Origin of the sequence: Sphingomonas sp. PAMC26645, from assembly GCF_004795835.1 — a bacterium.
In the GTDB taxonomy this organism is placed as follows: domain Bacteria; phylum Pseudomonadota; class Alphaproteobacteria; order Sphingomonadales; family Sphingomonadaceae; genus Sphingomonas.
Map to the genome: position 1 here is coordinate 4,248,611 of NZ_CP039249.1, position 14,488 is coordinate 4,263,098.

General features: G+C 67.6%; 11 protein-coding genes. 9 read left to right on the top strand and 2 right to left on the bottom strand.

Annotation, left to right across the window (positions count from 1 at the left end; all coding sequences use genetic code 11):
* The first annotated feature begins 8 nt into the window (after positions 1–8).
* The 9 genes from E5673_RS19350 to E5673_RS19390 all read left to right on the top strand — a co-directional run bounded on the left by E5673_RS19350 (position 9) and on the right by E5673_RS19390 (position 10,997).
* Positions 9–668, top strand: coding sequence for a thymidylate kinase (locus tag E5673_RS19350; protein WP_136191244.1), 660 nt, complete (start codon positions 9–11; stop codon positions 666–668).
* Positions 669–940: 272 nt separating this feature from the next.
* Positions 941–3,331, top strand: coding sequence for a TonB-dependent receptor (locus tag E5673_RS19355; protein ID WP_247599486.1), 2,391 nt, complete (start codon positions 941–943; stop codon positions 3,329–3,331).
* A 13-nt stretch (positions 3,332–3,344) separates the two neighbouring features.
* The gene (locus E5673_RS19360) at positions 3,345–4,142 is read left to right on the top strand and encodes a TOBE domain-containing protein (protein WP_136191246.1); all 798 of its coding nucleotides are present in this window, start codon (positions 3,345–3,347) and stop codon (positions 4,140–4,142) included.
* 312 nt (positions 4,143–4,454) lie between these two features.
* Positions 4,455–4,808: a MarR family transcriptional regulator gene (locus tag E5673_RS19365; protein WP_247599487.1), complete on the top strand. Its 354-nt coding sequence runs from the start codon at positions 4,455–4,457 to the stop codon at positions 4,806–4,808.
* Between the two features lie 10 nt (positions 4,809–4,818).
* A complete protein-coding gene (locus E5673_RS19370; RefSeq protein WP_136191248.1) occupies positions 4,819–6,861 on the top strand; it encodes an FUSC family protein in 2,043 nt (680 codons plus the stop codon).
* Positions 6,858–7,064, top strand: a complete 207-nt coding sequence (locus E5673_RS19375) for a DUF1656 domain-containing protein (RefSeq protein WP_056065737.1) — start codon at positions 6,858–6,860, stop codon at positions 7,062–7,064. The genes E5673_RS19370 and E5673_RS19375 overlap by 4 nt, the downstream gene beginning before the upstream one ends.
* Positions 7,061–7,963, top strand: a complete 903-nt coding sequence (locus E5673_RS19380; RefSeq protein ID WP_136191249.1) for an efflux RND transporter periplasmic adaptor subunit — start codon at positions 7,061–7,063, stop codon at positions 7,961–7,963. The genes E5673_RS19375 and E5673_RS19380 overlap by 4 nt, the downstream gene beginning before the upstream one ends.
* Before the next feature lie 155 nt (positions 7,964–8,118).
* On the top strand, positions 8,119–9,501 hold the full coding sequence (locus tag E5673_RS19385; RefSeq protein WP_247599706.1) for an efflux transporter outer membrane subunit: 1,383 nt from the start codon (positions 8,119–8,121) through the stop codon (positions 9,499–9,501).
* Positions 9,498–10,997, top strand: coding sequence for a DHA2 family efflux MFS transporter permease subunit (locus tag E5673_RS19390; protein ID WP_136191251.1), 1,500 nt, complete (start codon positions 9,498–9,500; stop codon positions 10,995–10,997). Before E5673_RS19385 ends, E5673_RS19390 begins: the two co-directional genes overlap by 4 nt.
* A gap of 135 nt (positions 10,998–11,132) precedes the next feature.
* On the opposite strand, the gene mdoH is transcribed toward E5673_RS19390, so the two are convergent.
* Entirely contained in the window at positions 11,133–12,941 is a 1,809-nt protein-coding gene (mdoH, locus tag E5673_RS19395; RefSeq protein ID WP_247599488.1) for a glucans biosynthesis glucosyltransferase MdoH, read from the bottom strand.
* Positions 12,941–14,434: a glucan biosynthesis protein gene (locus E5673_RS19400; RefSeq protein ID WP_136191252.1), complete on the bottom strand. Its 1,494-nt coding sequence runs from the start codon at positions 14,432–14,434 to the stop codon at positions 12,941–12,943. The genes mdoH and E5673_RS19400 overlap by 1 nt, the downstream gene beginning before the upstream one ends.
* Positions 14,435–14,488 lie beyond the last annotated feature (54 nt).

Sequence of the window (14,488 nt, forward strand, 5' to 3'; positions counted from 1 at the left end):
GCCGCTCCATGAGCTTCCTCCTGGCAATCGAAGGCGCCGACGGCGCGGGCAAGGCTACCGCCTCGGCACTGGTGGTCGAGCAGTTGCGCGTCGCGGGCCGCACCGCCGACGTCGTATCGTTCCCGCGCTATACCGAGACGGTCGGCGGCTGGGCACTCGGCGCGATGCTGGCCGGCACCTTGCCGCGCGGCACGTCGCCCAAGGCAGCGGCGGTGCTATATGCGCTCGACCGTATGGAGTCGCGCGATCATCTGCTGGCGACGATGGCGGCGAACGATGTGGTGGTGTTCGACCGCTATATTGCCTCGAACATGGCGTATCAGGCGGCGCAGGTGCCGGCGGACGAAGCGGACGCAATGATGGTGTGGATCGCCGATTTGGAGACGGGCTCGTTCGCGCTCCCGAAGCCCGACCTGTCGGTGTATCTCGACACGCCGGCCGACATCGCGCGCGGGCTGATCCTGAAGAAGCGGAAGCGGTCCTACACCGACGATGCGTTTGACGCGTACGAGGCGGATACCGGACTGCAGGACCGGGTTCGGACGAACTACGCGGCGATGGCCGAGGCTGGGCTGTTAGGCCGCTGGGCGACGGTGTCGACGGTCGCTGACGGCGCGTCGCGCTTGCCCGCCGAGATCGCCGCGGAGATCGTCGCTCTCCTTTCCTAACGCCGCTGCCCTCCACCCCGGCGAAGGCCGGGGCCCAATTGGAAAAGTCACAGTAACGGCGTGCAATGCCCGCCAAGCGTCGTCCCCCAATTGGGCCCCGGCCTTCGCCGGGGTGGTATGCGGTTGCGCGTACGTGCGCGTCCGCAAATCCCTCTATTCGTTTTCAAACTTCTCGTTATGTAGCTCGACTATATAACGAAGGGGCGACGACAATGCGGGGACATGATTTCACGCGGCTGAGTGCCGTGCTGCTGGCTACAACTTGCCTACCGATGATGGCAGCCGCGCAGGCCAGCGCCGCCAATCCGGAACAGACACGCACCGAGGGCACCACAGCCCAACCGAGCGACGACCCCGACACCTCGATGGAGGTGATCGTCACTGCTCGCCGTCGCGCCGAGAACGCCCAGAAGATCCCCGGCTCGCTGTCCGTTGTCGGTGGCGCGCTACTCGACCGCTCCTACAGCGTGAACACGCAGCAGCTGGCGCAGCTCGTCCCCGCGTTGAACTACAGCTCGGCCAATCCCCGCAACACCGCGTTCACGATCCGCGGGCTCGGCAGCAGCGTCGTCGCGGTCAGTCAGGCCAATGACGGGCTCGAACCCGGCGTCGGCTATTATGTCGACCAGGTCTATCACGCCCGCCCCGCCACCGCCGCGTTCGACTTCAGCGACATCGAGCAGGTCGAAGTTCTACGCGGTCCACAGGGGACGCTGTTCGGCAAGAACTCGACCGCTGGCGCGATCAACATCACGACGCGAGCACCGACCTTCACCACCGAAGGCGAGGCGGAGATCAGCTATGCGAGCTACAACTTTCTCCAAGTGAAGGGCGCCGTCTCGGGCCCGATCATCGGCGACACGCTCGCCGGCCGCGTGTCGGTGGTCAGCACGCGCCGCGACGGCGTGATCGACAACGTCGTCACCGGCCGCGACCAGAACACCATCGGCAACCAGGCGATCCGCGGCCAATTGCTGTTCCGCCCCTCGGCGGTGTTCCAGGTGAAGGTCAGCGCCGACTTCACCAACTTTCAGAGCAACTGCTGCACGCAGGTCTATTACAACGTCGCCACTCGCCCCGGCAGTGGCACCGACGGCCGGTTGTTCCGCACCGCCACGCGCCAGTTCGGCGGCCCGACCGGCCTCGCCGCGCAGTTCAACTACGCACCACCGAGCACAAATCCGTACGACCGCAAGACCGACATCGACGCCGCGCTCGGCGTCGATACCAACGAAGGCGGCGTCGGCGTGATCGCGGATTGGAACCTTGGGGCCGCGACGCTCACTTCGGTCAGCGCGTGGCGCTTCTGGAACTGGGATGCCGACAACGATCGCGACTATACCGGGATCCCGATCCAGACCGAACAGCACATCCCCTCGCGCCAGGACCAGTATAGCCAGGAACTGCGCCTCGCCTCGAACGGCGACCACAAACTGAGCTACGTCGGCGGGCTGTATTTCTTCCGCCAGCGCGTCATCGGCCGCCCGATTTCGATCTACGGCCCCGCCGCCGCACGCTATCTGATCGGCACGTCGACGGGCACGGGCGCCGCCGCAACCGCCGTCCCCAGCAACCTGCTCGATGGCTACGGCACCGACGGCCGCACCGATTTCCACTCGGACAGCTATGCCGCGTTCGGCGAAGTGAACTGGAAGCCGATCGACCGCCTGACGCTGACCGGCGGGCTTCGGTATACCTATGAGGAAAAGGAGGGGACGTACGACACCTTCACCTTCGGCGGCTTGCAGACGACGAACGCGGCGCTCAATGCGGCCAAGCTGTCGATCCTGCGCGGCCAGAACTACGCCGCCAGCGACAAGGACGGTGCGCTGACGGGGCGCGGCAACATCGCGTACCAGGCGACCGATAACGTCCTCGCCTACGCCAGCTACGCGCGCGGCGAAAAATCGGGCGGTATCAACATGTCTGGCCTTCCGCTCAATGACCAGAACCAGCCCGCGATCGGCACCGCCGTGGTGCGCCCCGAGAAGAACACCGCGTACGAGATTGGCCTGAAGACGCAGCTGTTCGACAATCGCCTGATCTTCAACGTCGACGGCTATTATACGCGCGTCACCGATTTCCAGTCGAACGTCACCGACACCCGCGCCGCCGCTGCGCTCCGCACGTACCTCGCCAACATCCCGAAAGTGACGGTGCGCGGGTTCGAGGCGGACGCGACCGCGCTCGTCACCCGCAACCTGTCGCTGCGCGGCAGCGTCGCCTATGCGGACGGCAAGTTCAATTCCTACCCGGCCGCCCCCTGCCCGATCGAACGGATCTTCAACACTGCCGCCTTCTGCGATCTCAGCGGCCAGCGCCTATCGAGCCTGCCGCGATGGTCGTACACGCTCGGCGCGGACTACAACCAGCCGATCGCCGACATCGGCAGCGGCTTCGTCCATGTCGATTCGAACACGCGCACGCGGCAGTTCGGCGATCCCTCGGGTTCGGCGTTCACGGTCATCCAGGGCTACACGATCGTCAACGGCAGCATCGGCTTCCGCTCGAAGCAGGGCTGGGAACTCGCCGTGTTCTCACGCAACCTGCTGAACAAGGACTATATCCAGAACGTGACGATCCAGGCGGGCAATTCCGGCCTGATCCTGGCCACGCCGAGCGACCCGCGCACGATCGGACTTACCTTCCGCATCCGCCAGTGAGTATGGGGGTGGGATGCCCGACCCCGCCCTCCACGCCACGATCCTGCTCGCCAAGGACCAGACAGGCCGCGTCGGCGCCGACCGGATCGCGCTGCTCCGCGCGATCCGCGACGGCGGCTCGATCACCAGCGCGGCCAAGGTCGTGGGGCTGAGCTACAAGGCGGCATGGGACGCGGTGCAGGTGATGAACAATCTGTTCGACCGGCCGCTCGTGCTCCCCGCGGCGGGCGGCAAGGACGGCGGCGCGAGCCCAATCACCGAGGCGGGCGTGGCGGTGCTCGACGGTTATGCGGTCGCCGAGGCCGAGCTCGCCAGCGCGATGGCGCGGATCGAGGCTAGCGTGTCGAACGGGCTGTCGCTGAAGCCTTTGCTATGGGGAATCGGAATGAAGACGAGCGCGCGCAACGTGTTGCGCGGCACCGTGTCGCGCGTGACCCCAGGGACGATCGATGCCGAGGTTACGCTGGCGGTGGCGGATGGCGTCGAGATCGTCGCGACGATCACGCGCGGCAGCGCCGAGGATCTGGGACTGGTACCGGGCGCGACAGCGTTGGCGCTCATCAAGTCGAGCTTCGTGATCCTCGCGCGTGGTGACGAGAGCTTGCGGACGTCGGCCCGCAACACGCTGGCGGGGACGGTGATCGCCCGCGAGGACGGCGCGATCTCCAGCGAAGTGACGCTGGAACTGACGCTCGGCAAGACGCTGACCGCGACGTTGACCAAGGAGAGCGCGGAGGCGCTCGACCTGCAGATCGGCACGCGCGCGCTGGCGTTGATCAAGGCCAGCCATGTGATCCTGGCGGTCGAGTAAGAACGTTTACCCCACCCGATACCGCCCCGGCGGAGGCCGAAGCCCAATTGGGGAACGTTGATAGCGGAGTTCGGCCTTCCGTTACCGCGACCTCTCCAGTTGGACCCCGGCCCCCGCCGGGGGGTGCAGATCGGTTTAACGCCAATCCTAACATTTCCGTCATGATTCTTTTCCGCATTGCAGCATGAGAAAACGGCATTACTTAGCACGCTAATGACTTCTCACCGCGCCTTCCTTGAGTCAGCCTACGCTCGCACTCTCCTGCCGCTCGCAAAGATGTGGCGGCGGGCTGCCGATCGGGCGCTCAGCGACATGAACGTCTCCGCGTCGATCGGGTGGACGTTGGTGCAGGTAGGGCGGCTCGGCGACGACGTCCGCCAGACCGATCTCGCCAACGAACTCGACGTCACGCAGGCATCGCTGGTCCGCTCGATCGACCAGATGTCGGCGGCCAACCTCGTCGAGCGTCGCCGCGACCCCTCCGATGCACGCGTCAGCCGTATTCGCCTGACCGACCACGGCCGTGCCCTCGTCACCACGATCGAGGCGAAGTTCGCCAGCCTGCGCGCGGGGATGCTCGACGACGTGTCCGACGACGATCTCGCCACCGCGTTGCACGTCGCGGAGCGGCTCGGCGCACGGTTCACCGCGGATCACGCCCGATGAGTCCGGCACGATGAACCTCACCCGGTTCGGCGGAAAGGAAGCGCTCTTCTCGGTCAAGTGCCTGATCGCTGCTTTTCTCGCCTATTACATCGCGCTCAGGATCGGGCTGACGCGTCCCTATTGGGCAGTGACGACGTCGTACATCGTAGCGCAGCCACTGGCCGGCGCGGTGCTGTCGAAGGCGGTGTTCCGCGTCGCCGGCACGGTGCTCGGCGCGGCCGCCGCGGTGGTGCTGGTGCCGAACCTGGTCAACGCGCCCGAATTGCTGTCGCTCGGCCTGGCGCTGTGGCTCGGGCTGTGCCTGTACATCTCGCTGCTCGACCGGACGCCGCGCGCGTACCTGTTCCTGCTCGCAGGCTATACGGCCAGCATCATCGGATTTCCGTCGGTCACGACTCCGGGTGCGGTGTTCACGATCGCCGCCTTGCGCGTGCAGGAGATCACGATCGGCATCCTGTGCGGGAGCCTGGTCCACGGCTTCGTCTTCCCGCAGACCGTGACCGCGACGCTGCTCGCGCGGATCGACGCGATCCTGGCAGATGCCGAGCGCTGGTCGCGCGATTCGCTGGCGGGAGCATCCGATGCCGCACTCGACCGCGATCGGCGGCGCCTCGCGCTCGACATCAACGAGCTTCATCAGTTGTCCATCCACCTGCCATTCGACACCGCGCGCCTGCTGCCCCGTACGCGGACGCTGCGTGCGTTGCAGGCGGAGTTGTCGATGCTGCTGCCCCTGGCAAGCGCGGTCGACGACCGGATCGTCGAGCTGAAGCGCGGTGCAGATGCGCCTCGCCCCGAAGCGCTCGCGTTGATCGAGGACGTCCGCGAATGGCTGCGCGATCCGCCGCCCGTGGCCGACCGCGGCCCGACCGCAGACGCCTTGATCGAACGCGCCCGCGTTCTCGAGCCGGTAGTAGGCGACACGCTCATCTGGCGCGATGCGTTGCGGCTCAGCCTCCTCGCGCGGCTTGGCGAACTGGTCGACGCGCACCGTAACGCGCGCGACCTGCGCGACCAGATGCGCTCGCCATCGCGCGCACCGGTCACGCCTGCGGTCGCACGGCTGCTCGCCCGAATCGCCAAGCGACCGCTTCACCGCGACCGGGGTATCGCACTCCGCGCCGCCGCCGGCACCGTCGCGACCATCCTGCTCGGCTGCGTCTTCTGGATCGGTACGGGCTGGTCGGACGGCGCCGGCGCGGTGCTGATCGCGGGCGTGTGCTGCGCGCTGTTCGGCAACAGCGATGACCCCGCACCATCGATCCTGGCGTTCTTCTACGGCACGATCATCGGGCTGGTCATATCCGCCGTCTACGCCTTCGCCATCCTGCCGCGCGTGACCGATTTCGTGACGCTTGCCGCTGTGCTCGCACCGCCGATGCTGATCGGAGGGATGTTTCTCGCCCGTCCAGCGACCTTGCTGATGACGCTCGGCGGGTTGCTCGGCGCGCTGAACACGGTCGGCCTCAACGACCGGTTCGGCGGCAGCTTCGACGCGTTCCTCAACGGCGGCATCGCGCAGTTGATCGGCACGCTGTTCGCGGTCGTGACGGTCGGCCTGTTCCAGACGATCGGCGCGGATACCAGCGCGCGGCGGCTGATCCGCGCAGGCTGGCGCGAACTGGCGGCGCGCAGCGATTCGATGAGCCGCCCCGACGCGGCGGGCTGGATCGCACGGATGCTCGACCGCATCGGCCTGCTCGCCCCGCGCCTCGCGTTGCAGGGCGAGGATCCGGGCAAGCCGCTGCTCGACGCGTTGACCGACCTGCGCGTCGGCGTCGCTGTCGGCGAACTCAAGCAGTTGCGGATCGATGGCTCCCCCGACGAGGCCGCGGTGATCACGCCGGTCCTTCGTGGTATCGGCGCGCATTACCGTGCGTTACGTCCGGATGAACCCGCGCCACCCGAACCCGACCTGCTCGCCGGAATCGACACCGCGATGAGAGGTTTCGCGACCAGCACGCCCGATCGCCACCGCACCGGCGTGCTCGCGCTGACCTCGCTCCGTCGCAACCTGTTCCCACAAGCGCCAGCATACGGAGCACCGGCATGACCGGCGAAATCTCGATCGGCGGCGTCTACTTGCCGAGCATCCTGCTGCTCGCCGTCGCCGCCGTCATCCTGACCGGCATCGCCACGCGGCTGCTCGCGTTCGCGGGCGCCTACCGCGTGGTGACGTATCGACCGCTCGTCGACCTCGCGCTGTTCATCCTCATCCTCGGGCTGCTCGCCCTGCTGACCGGACCTTCCGCATGACCTCTTCCCGCCTCAAGTCGCTGTTCGCCCCGCTGGGTCGCTCGGCCGTCACGCTGATCATCGTCGCGCTCGCGGTGCTGGTCGCGCTGTGGCTGTGGAAGCGGTACGAGACCGATCCGTGGACGCGCGACGGGCATATCCGCGCTGACATCGTCCGCGTGACGCCCGACGTCGCCGGCTTGGTCACGCAGGTCGCGGTGCACGACAACCAGGCGGTGAAGCCCGGCGACGTGCTGTTCGTGGTCGATCGTCCGCGCTTCCAGCTGACGCTGGCGCAGTCCGACGCGTCGATCGCGAGCGCGCGCGCGACGCTGTTGCAGGCGCGCCGCGAGGCGCAGCGCGATCTTGCGCTCGGCGATCTGGTGGCGAAGGAGACGCACGAGCAGAACGTCGCGCGCGTGGCCACAGCGTCGGCTGCACTTGCCCAGGCGCAGAGCGCGCGCTCGACCGCGGCGCTGAACCTCGCGCGGACGACGGTGCGTGCGACGGTGCACGGCATCGTCACCAACCTCGATCTCCATCCCGGTGACTATATCGCGACCGGCGCACAGGCGATGGCGCTGGTCGACACCGACTCACTCCGCGTCGAGGGTTATTTCGAGGAGACCAAGCTCGGCAGCATCCGAGTCGGCGATCCGGTGGTCGTCCACCTGATGGGCGAGCCACAGGCGCTCCACGGCCGCGTCGACAGCATCGCCGCGGGGATCAACGACAGCGAACGGACGAATACGACCAACCTGCTGCCAAACGTGAACCCGACGTTCAATTGGGTGCGACTGGCGCAGCGTATCCCGGTGCGGGTGAAGCTGACGAGCGTGCCGAAGGGTACGCAGTTGATTGTGGGCCGCACCGCAACGGTGACGGTGGTGCCGCGGGTCGCTCCGGGGACGACATCATGATGCGCGCCTCCATCCGCCCCACCCCCCGCCGTCATCCTGACGAAAGTCAGGACCCAGGGTTACAAGCGATGTCCTGCGTGGCTCTGGATCGTGACTTTCGTCAGGATGACGCAAGAGGGGGCACTAAGCACGCCGGTCGCCGCGGTCTCGCAACGATCATCGCCTCGCTCGCGCTCGCGGCCTGCACCACCGCCGGCCCAAACTACGCGCTCCCCGAGTCCGCAGTCGTCAACCGCCCCTCCGCCCAAGGCGCATTCGACAGCAGCCACGAGAAGGCGTTCGTCGACACCCCGCTCCCCGATCACTGGTGGCAACTCTACGGCGACCCCCGCCTCGACGCGTTCGTCACCGAAGCGCTCGCCGCCAACACCGATCTCCGCGCCGCCGACGCCAACCTGCGCCGCGCAGACGCGGTCGTCGCCGAAGTCGCCGCGGGCCGAACGCTGTCGACCGTGCTCGGCGGCGGCACCTCGCTGGACCGTCCCTACACGACCGGCGGCAGCCTGCCCGGCACGCTCGACTACAACCTCGGCATCACGCTCGCCTATCCGCTCGACCTGTCGGGTCGCATCCGCCGCGCGATCGAAGCGGCGCAGGGCGATGCCGAGGCGGTCGCCGCCGCACGCGACAATGTCCGCGTCACCGTCGCCGCGGAAACCGCGCGCAGCTACGCCACCGCCTGCACCGCCAACTCGGTGCTGGCCGCAAACAACCGTATCCTAGCGCTGCAACGCCAGACGCTGAACGTGACGCAGCGCCTGCAACGCGGCGGCCGCGGCACCGCGTTCGACGTAACGCGCGCAAGAACCGCAGTCGACCAAAGCGAAGCGCTGATCCCCTCGCAGGTCGCGACACGAACCGCCGCGCTGTACCGGCTCGCCACGCTGATGGGTCGCGCGCCCGCCGACTATCCCAAGGACGTCGCGACCTGCGCCAAGCCGCCCGCGCTCACCCGCCCGCTGCCGATCGGCGACGGGACCGCGTTGATCCTGCGCCGCCCCGACATCCGGCAGGCCGAACGCACGCTCGCCGCCGCGACCGCGCGGATCGGCGTGGCAACCGCCAACCTCTATCCGCAGGTCAGCCTCGGCGGCTCGGCCGGGTTCACCGGGCCGGTCTCGTCGCTCGGCTCGACCAACGCATTCCACCTCGGGCTCGGACCGCTGATCAGCTGGAGCTTCCCCAACCGCCCGGTCATCCGCGCGCAGATCGCCCAAGCCGGCGCCACTGCGGACCAAGCATTAGCGCAGTTCGATTCGACCACGCTCGAAGCGCTCCGCCAGACCGAGACCGCACTTTCCGCCTATGCCCGCGAAGGCGACCGCAACGCAGCCCTCCGCCGCGCGCAGTCCAGCGCCGCGCGCGCCGCGGATCAGGCCGGCACGCTCTACCGTTTCGGCCGCACAGACTTCCTCTCGTTGCTGACCGCGCAGGCGGCGCTGACCACCGCGCAGGCGAACCTCGCCGCCTCCGACGCCCTGCTGGTCGATCGCCAGGTCGACGTCTTCAAGGCACTCGGCGGGGGGTGGCAGACTTGAGGCTGCGTCGCCGCGGGCTGGCGTCGATCAACAGCGAAATCCGCGATGGCATCATGCCCGCCGCCGACACGATCGCGCGCGTCGCCAAGGACCCGGACGCGTTGCCGCATACGCCGAGCAACTACCGCATCACCGCGCTGATCATCGCCTGCGCACTGTTCATGGAACAGATGGACTCGACCGTGCTCGCGACCGCGCTGCCGACGATGGCGCGCGATTTCGGCGTCCCCGCCACCAGCATGAGCTCGGCGCTGACCTCGTACCTGCTGGCCCTCGCGATCTTCATTCCGGCAAGCGGGCGTCTCGCGGACCGGTTCGGCTCGCGGACGATCTTCCGCGCGGCGATCCTGATCTTCGTGGGTGGCTCGATGTTGTGCGGCCAGGCGACCAGCCTGCCGTTCATGATGGTCGCGCGCTTCCTGCAAGGGCTCGGCGGCGCGATGATGATCCCGATCGGCCGCCTCGTCCTGCTCCGCAGCGTCGCCAAGGAGGACATGGTCCAGGCGATGTCGTGGCTGATCATGCCCGCGCTGATCGGCCCGATCCTGGGCCCCCCGGTCGGCGGCGCGATCGTCACCTATCTCGACTGGCGCTGGATCTTCTACCTCAACGTCCCGATCGGCCTGCTCGGCGTGGTGCTGGTGACACGCTTCATCGGCGAGGTCCGCGAGGACAAGCCGGCGCGCTTCGACGTGCCCGGCTTCATCCTGTCGGGCGTGTCGCTCGGCTGTCTGTTGTTCGGGTTCGAGATGACCAGCCGCACCGGTGAACTCTCTCGCGCGATCGTCCTGATCGTCGTCGGACTGGTCGCCGGCATCGCGTATATACGCCATGCCAAGCACCGCAGCGACCCGATCCTCGACCTGTCGCTGATGCGAATCCCCACCTTCCGCCTGTCGGTGATCGGCGGATCGCTGACCCGCATCACGCAGGGCGCGCAACCGTTCCTGTTGCCGATGATGCTCCAATTGGGCTTCGGCATGACCGCGGCGGCTAGCGGCGCGATCACTATCGCCGGCGCGATCGGTTCGCTGGGAATGAAGGGGCTCGCCCCGCGCGTGCTCCGTCGCTTCGGGTTCCGGAACAGCCTGATCGTCGGCGGACTCTGCGCAAGCTCCGGCTATGCGCTCGCAGGCCTCTTCCGCCCCGACTGGCCGATCCCGGTGATCTTCGGCGTGCTGATGATCTCGGGCTTCTTCATGTCGTTCCAGTTCTCGGCGTACAACACGATCGCGTATGACGAGATTCCCTCGTCGCGGATGAGCAGCGCGACAAGCTTCTACGCGACGTTCCAGCAACTTATGCTCTCGCTCGGCATCTGCGTCGGCGCGGCGTCGCTGCATGTCGGGATGCTCGGGACGGGCGCGACGCGTCCGGCGCTGACGGACTTCACGCTGGCGTTCCTAGTGGTGACGGCAGTGTCGGCGTCGGCGACCATCTGGAACCGCCGGTTCGCGGTGGATGCGGGGGCGGACTTAAGCGGACACCGGGCATAGCAGGACCAACCTGCCCCCCTCCCTGAAAGGGAGGGGTTGGGGGTGGGTAGGCCAGCTTGTGCCGCGACCGTTCGGCGTACGGAAAGCAACCCACCCCCGGCCCCTCCCTTCCAGGGAGGGGGGAAGTAGAGAGCGTCAGACCTGCGTCGCCGGCAGCGACGGTCGCGAAAGCACCGACACATGCTCGCCGGGCTCCACGAACATCCCATGCGCAGCAGCCCACCGCCCCGCCTTCTCGCTCGCCGTCAACATCGTCAGGAACGGACTTAGCAACAACCCCAGCGTCACCGGCGCAAGCCAAGCCGCGGTGATCGGCGCGAACGGCGTGACCAGCAGCAACGCCACCCCCACCCCGACATGCCAGCGATATCGCGGCATCACGTCCGCCAGCGACAGTTCGTGCGCGTCACGGTTCTGCGGCGCCCAACCGGATTTCCGCCCCATCAGGATCCCCGCGAGATCCATCGTCTGCGTTAACGCGATCACCGGCGCGGACAGCATCGAGAACGGCACGTCGACCAGCACCGAGCGGACGATCCCGCGCCGCCCGCCGAACCCCGCGCGCCGCTCCGCATTCGAGAATGCCCAGATCACGCTCAACAGCTTCGGCCCGAACAACAGCAGCAGTGTGACGAACAGCACCTGCAGCGAAGTCTGCGCCTCGACGATGTTGCGCTCGCCAATCAGCGCCTGCACGACGCTCGTCGCGATCATCAGCAGCCATACCGGCGAGGTGATGAACGCGGACGCGCCCATCAGCAGTTGCAGCCGGCTGATCCAGTGGAACCCCGACGACGTCAGCAGGCTGAGATGCTGGATATTCCCCTGCGCCCAGCGCCGGTCGCGCACCGCCGCGTCAATCAGCGTCGGCGGATATTCCTCGAACGTCTCCTCGGTCATCAGCATGTGGACGCGCCAGCCGCGCCTGCGGAGCAGTGCCGCCTCGACCATGTCGTGGCTCATGATGACCCCACCGAACGGCGCGCGGCCGGGAAGGTCCGGTAGCCCGCAACTCGAAGCGAACGCCTCGATCCGGATCAGCGCATTATGCCCCCAGAAGGTCGCTTCCGAGCCTGACCACCAGACCAGCCCGGCGGTGGAAATCGGACCGTACAACCGACTGGCGAATTGCATCCAGCGCTGGAAGAACGTCACGCCGTTGATCACTGCCGGTACGGTCTGGAGCAGCGCGACCGCCGGACGACGTTCGAGCACCTGCGCCATGCCGATGATCGTATTCCCGCCCATCAGGCTGTCCGCGTCGAGCATCAGCATATAGCGATAGCCGCCGCCGAACCGCCGGATCCATTCGGCCACGTTGCCGGGTTTCCGCCCCACGTTCACGGTGCGGCGGCGGTAATAGAGCGCGCAGTCGAGCGTCGGCGCGAGGCGCTCCCACGCCGCGACCTCGGCCGCCTCCGCCGTTTCGCCGGAATCGCTCAGGATGAAGATATCGAACCGGTCGGCGACACCGCCCGCGGCGATCGCGCGCGCCATCCACGCGATCCGCTCGAACACCGCATCGATGTCCTCGTTGTGGACCGGCATCAGGATCGCGGTGCGGCCCTCGAGCGGTTCGGACTGGCGCGGCGTCGGTACGAAGCCCGGATGCCCGCCGGTCATCAACAGCACGAAGCCGATCGCGGCATTCATGAATCCGAACGCGATCCACGCGAACAGCGGGAAGAACAGCGCGAGCAACGCCGCGTCCCAGAAGCTCAGTCCGTCGGCGAGCAGCGATTCCTGCACCGCCGACGACGCCGCGGTTGCCAGCAGCCCGGTCATCAGCACGAGGAGGATGCGGCGCGCGAGCATGTCGTCGGAGGATACGACCATGCCCGGGCCCGGCTCGGGCGCGGACCAAGGCGGCGGCGGACCGTCGAAACGCTGCGAGGGCATCTCGATCGGCGTTTCGCCCGGCATCATTGCGGGAAGCGCGGGCATCAGAAGATCGGGGTCAGGACGGTTTCGCTAAGTGCGCGACCTCCGCGCGTGAGGAACAGCCTGACGTCGGCGGGTCCTTGCGCGTCGGGGGCCACGTCGGCGGTGACGCGCCAGCGGTTCTTCTGGCCGACGACGGGATAGGCCGCGTTGGCGAGTACCTTGCCGCGGACGACGTCGATCTTGGCGGTCACCCCGCTCTGGCGATCGAGACCAGCAAGACCCTCACCGATGAAATCGACCACGAGCTTCCGCGCGCCCTTCACCGGCTCGGCGCCCGGTCGGCCGGCGACGCCCTGCCAGCAATCGACGACGTGCGCTGTCGCGGCGACGGCGGTCGGATCGACCGATTTCCACGACAGCGAGTAATCGAACTGCAACCGCTGCCCCGCTTTTGCAGGCGCTGCCGGGGTCCAGAACGAGACGACGTTATCCACCGTCTCGCTGTTGGTCGGGAACGCATAGAGCATTACCGCGCCCTTGCCCCAGTCGCCCTGCGGCTGAACCCACAAGTTCGGCCGGCGATCGTAGAACGCGCCGTCGTCCTGATAATGGTCGAAATTGCGATCGCGCTGGATCAGCCCGAAGCCCTTGGGCGCCTGATCTGCGAAACTATCGAGCGTATCGTGCGGCGGGTTGTTGAGCGGGCGCCAGATGCGTTCGCCGGCGCCGGTGAGGAGCGCCAGGCCGTCCGAATCGTGGATCTCGGGACGCCAGTCGACCGCAGCGGCGCGATTGCCTTCGCCGTACCAGAACATGCTGGTCGCAGGCGCGACGCCGAGCCGTTCGATGTCGCGACGGACGTTGAGCACGGACGAGACCTGCTGCTCGACCCCCGCGCCGGCGACGTGGCGCGACTGGATGCGGTACGCGCCGGTGACGCTCGCGCCGTCCATCAGCGCATAGATCGTGTACGCGTCCGCGCCGGTCCGCTCGATCCAGAATTCGGTGAAGTCGGGAAATTCCTCGCGGCCCGGCAGCCCGGTGTTGATCGCGAGCCCGCGCGCGGACAGGCCGTACTGGTCCTGCGCGCCGGCGGTCCGGAAATAGGAGGCGCCCTGGAACGCCATCCAGTCGCTGGTCCCGCCCGGCGCCATCGCGCGGAACCCGGCGATACCGAGCGAGGCGGCGTGGCCCTCTTCGGCCTCGAACAGGTCGCGCGAAAACTCGATGCGGCGCGCCTGCCCGCCCTCGACGACGTTGATCGCGACCGGCATCGGCGCATAGCGGCCGAGCGGGAACAGGCGGATACCGCCCGCCAGCGTCTTGTCCGCGCGGAAGCGGATGCTGCCGACCTTGTCGTAATCGATCGCGGCGGCTGCGGCGACCTTTGCGGGAGCGGCGTATGGCTTGGTCGCGAGCGTCGCGGCGCGCTGCTGGAGCGCGTCCCAAGAGAACGGCTCGGCCTTGCCGGGCGCTGCACGCATCGCGGCGGCGGCCTGTGGGAGGACACCCAACAGACCCAGCGCGGTTACTACTTCGCGTCGACCGATCATGCAGAGCGCTCCCTTGTCGTCATCATGCTGCAGTGCGGTAGCATAGTGACGATG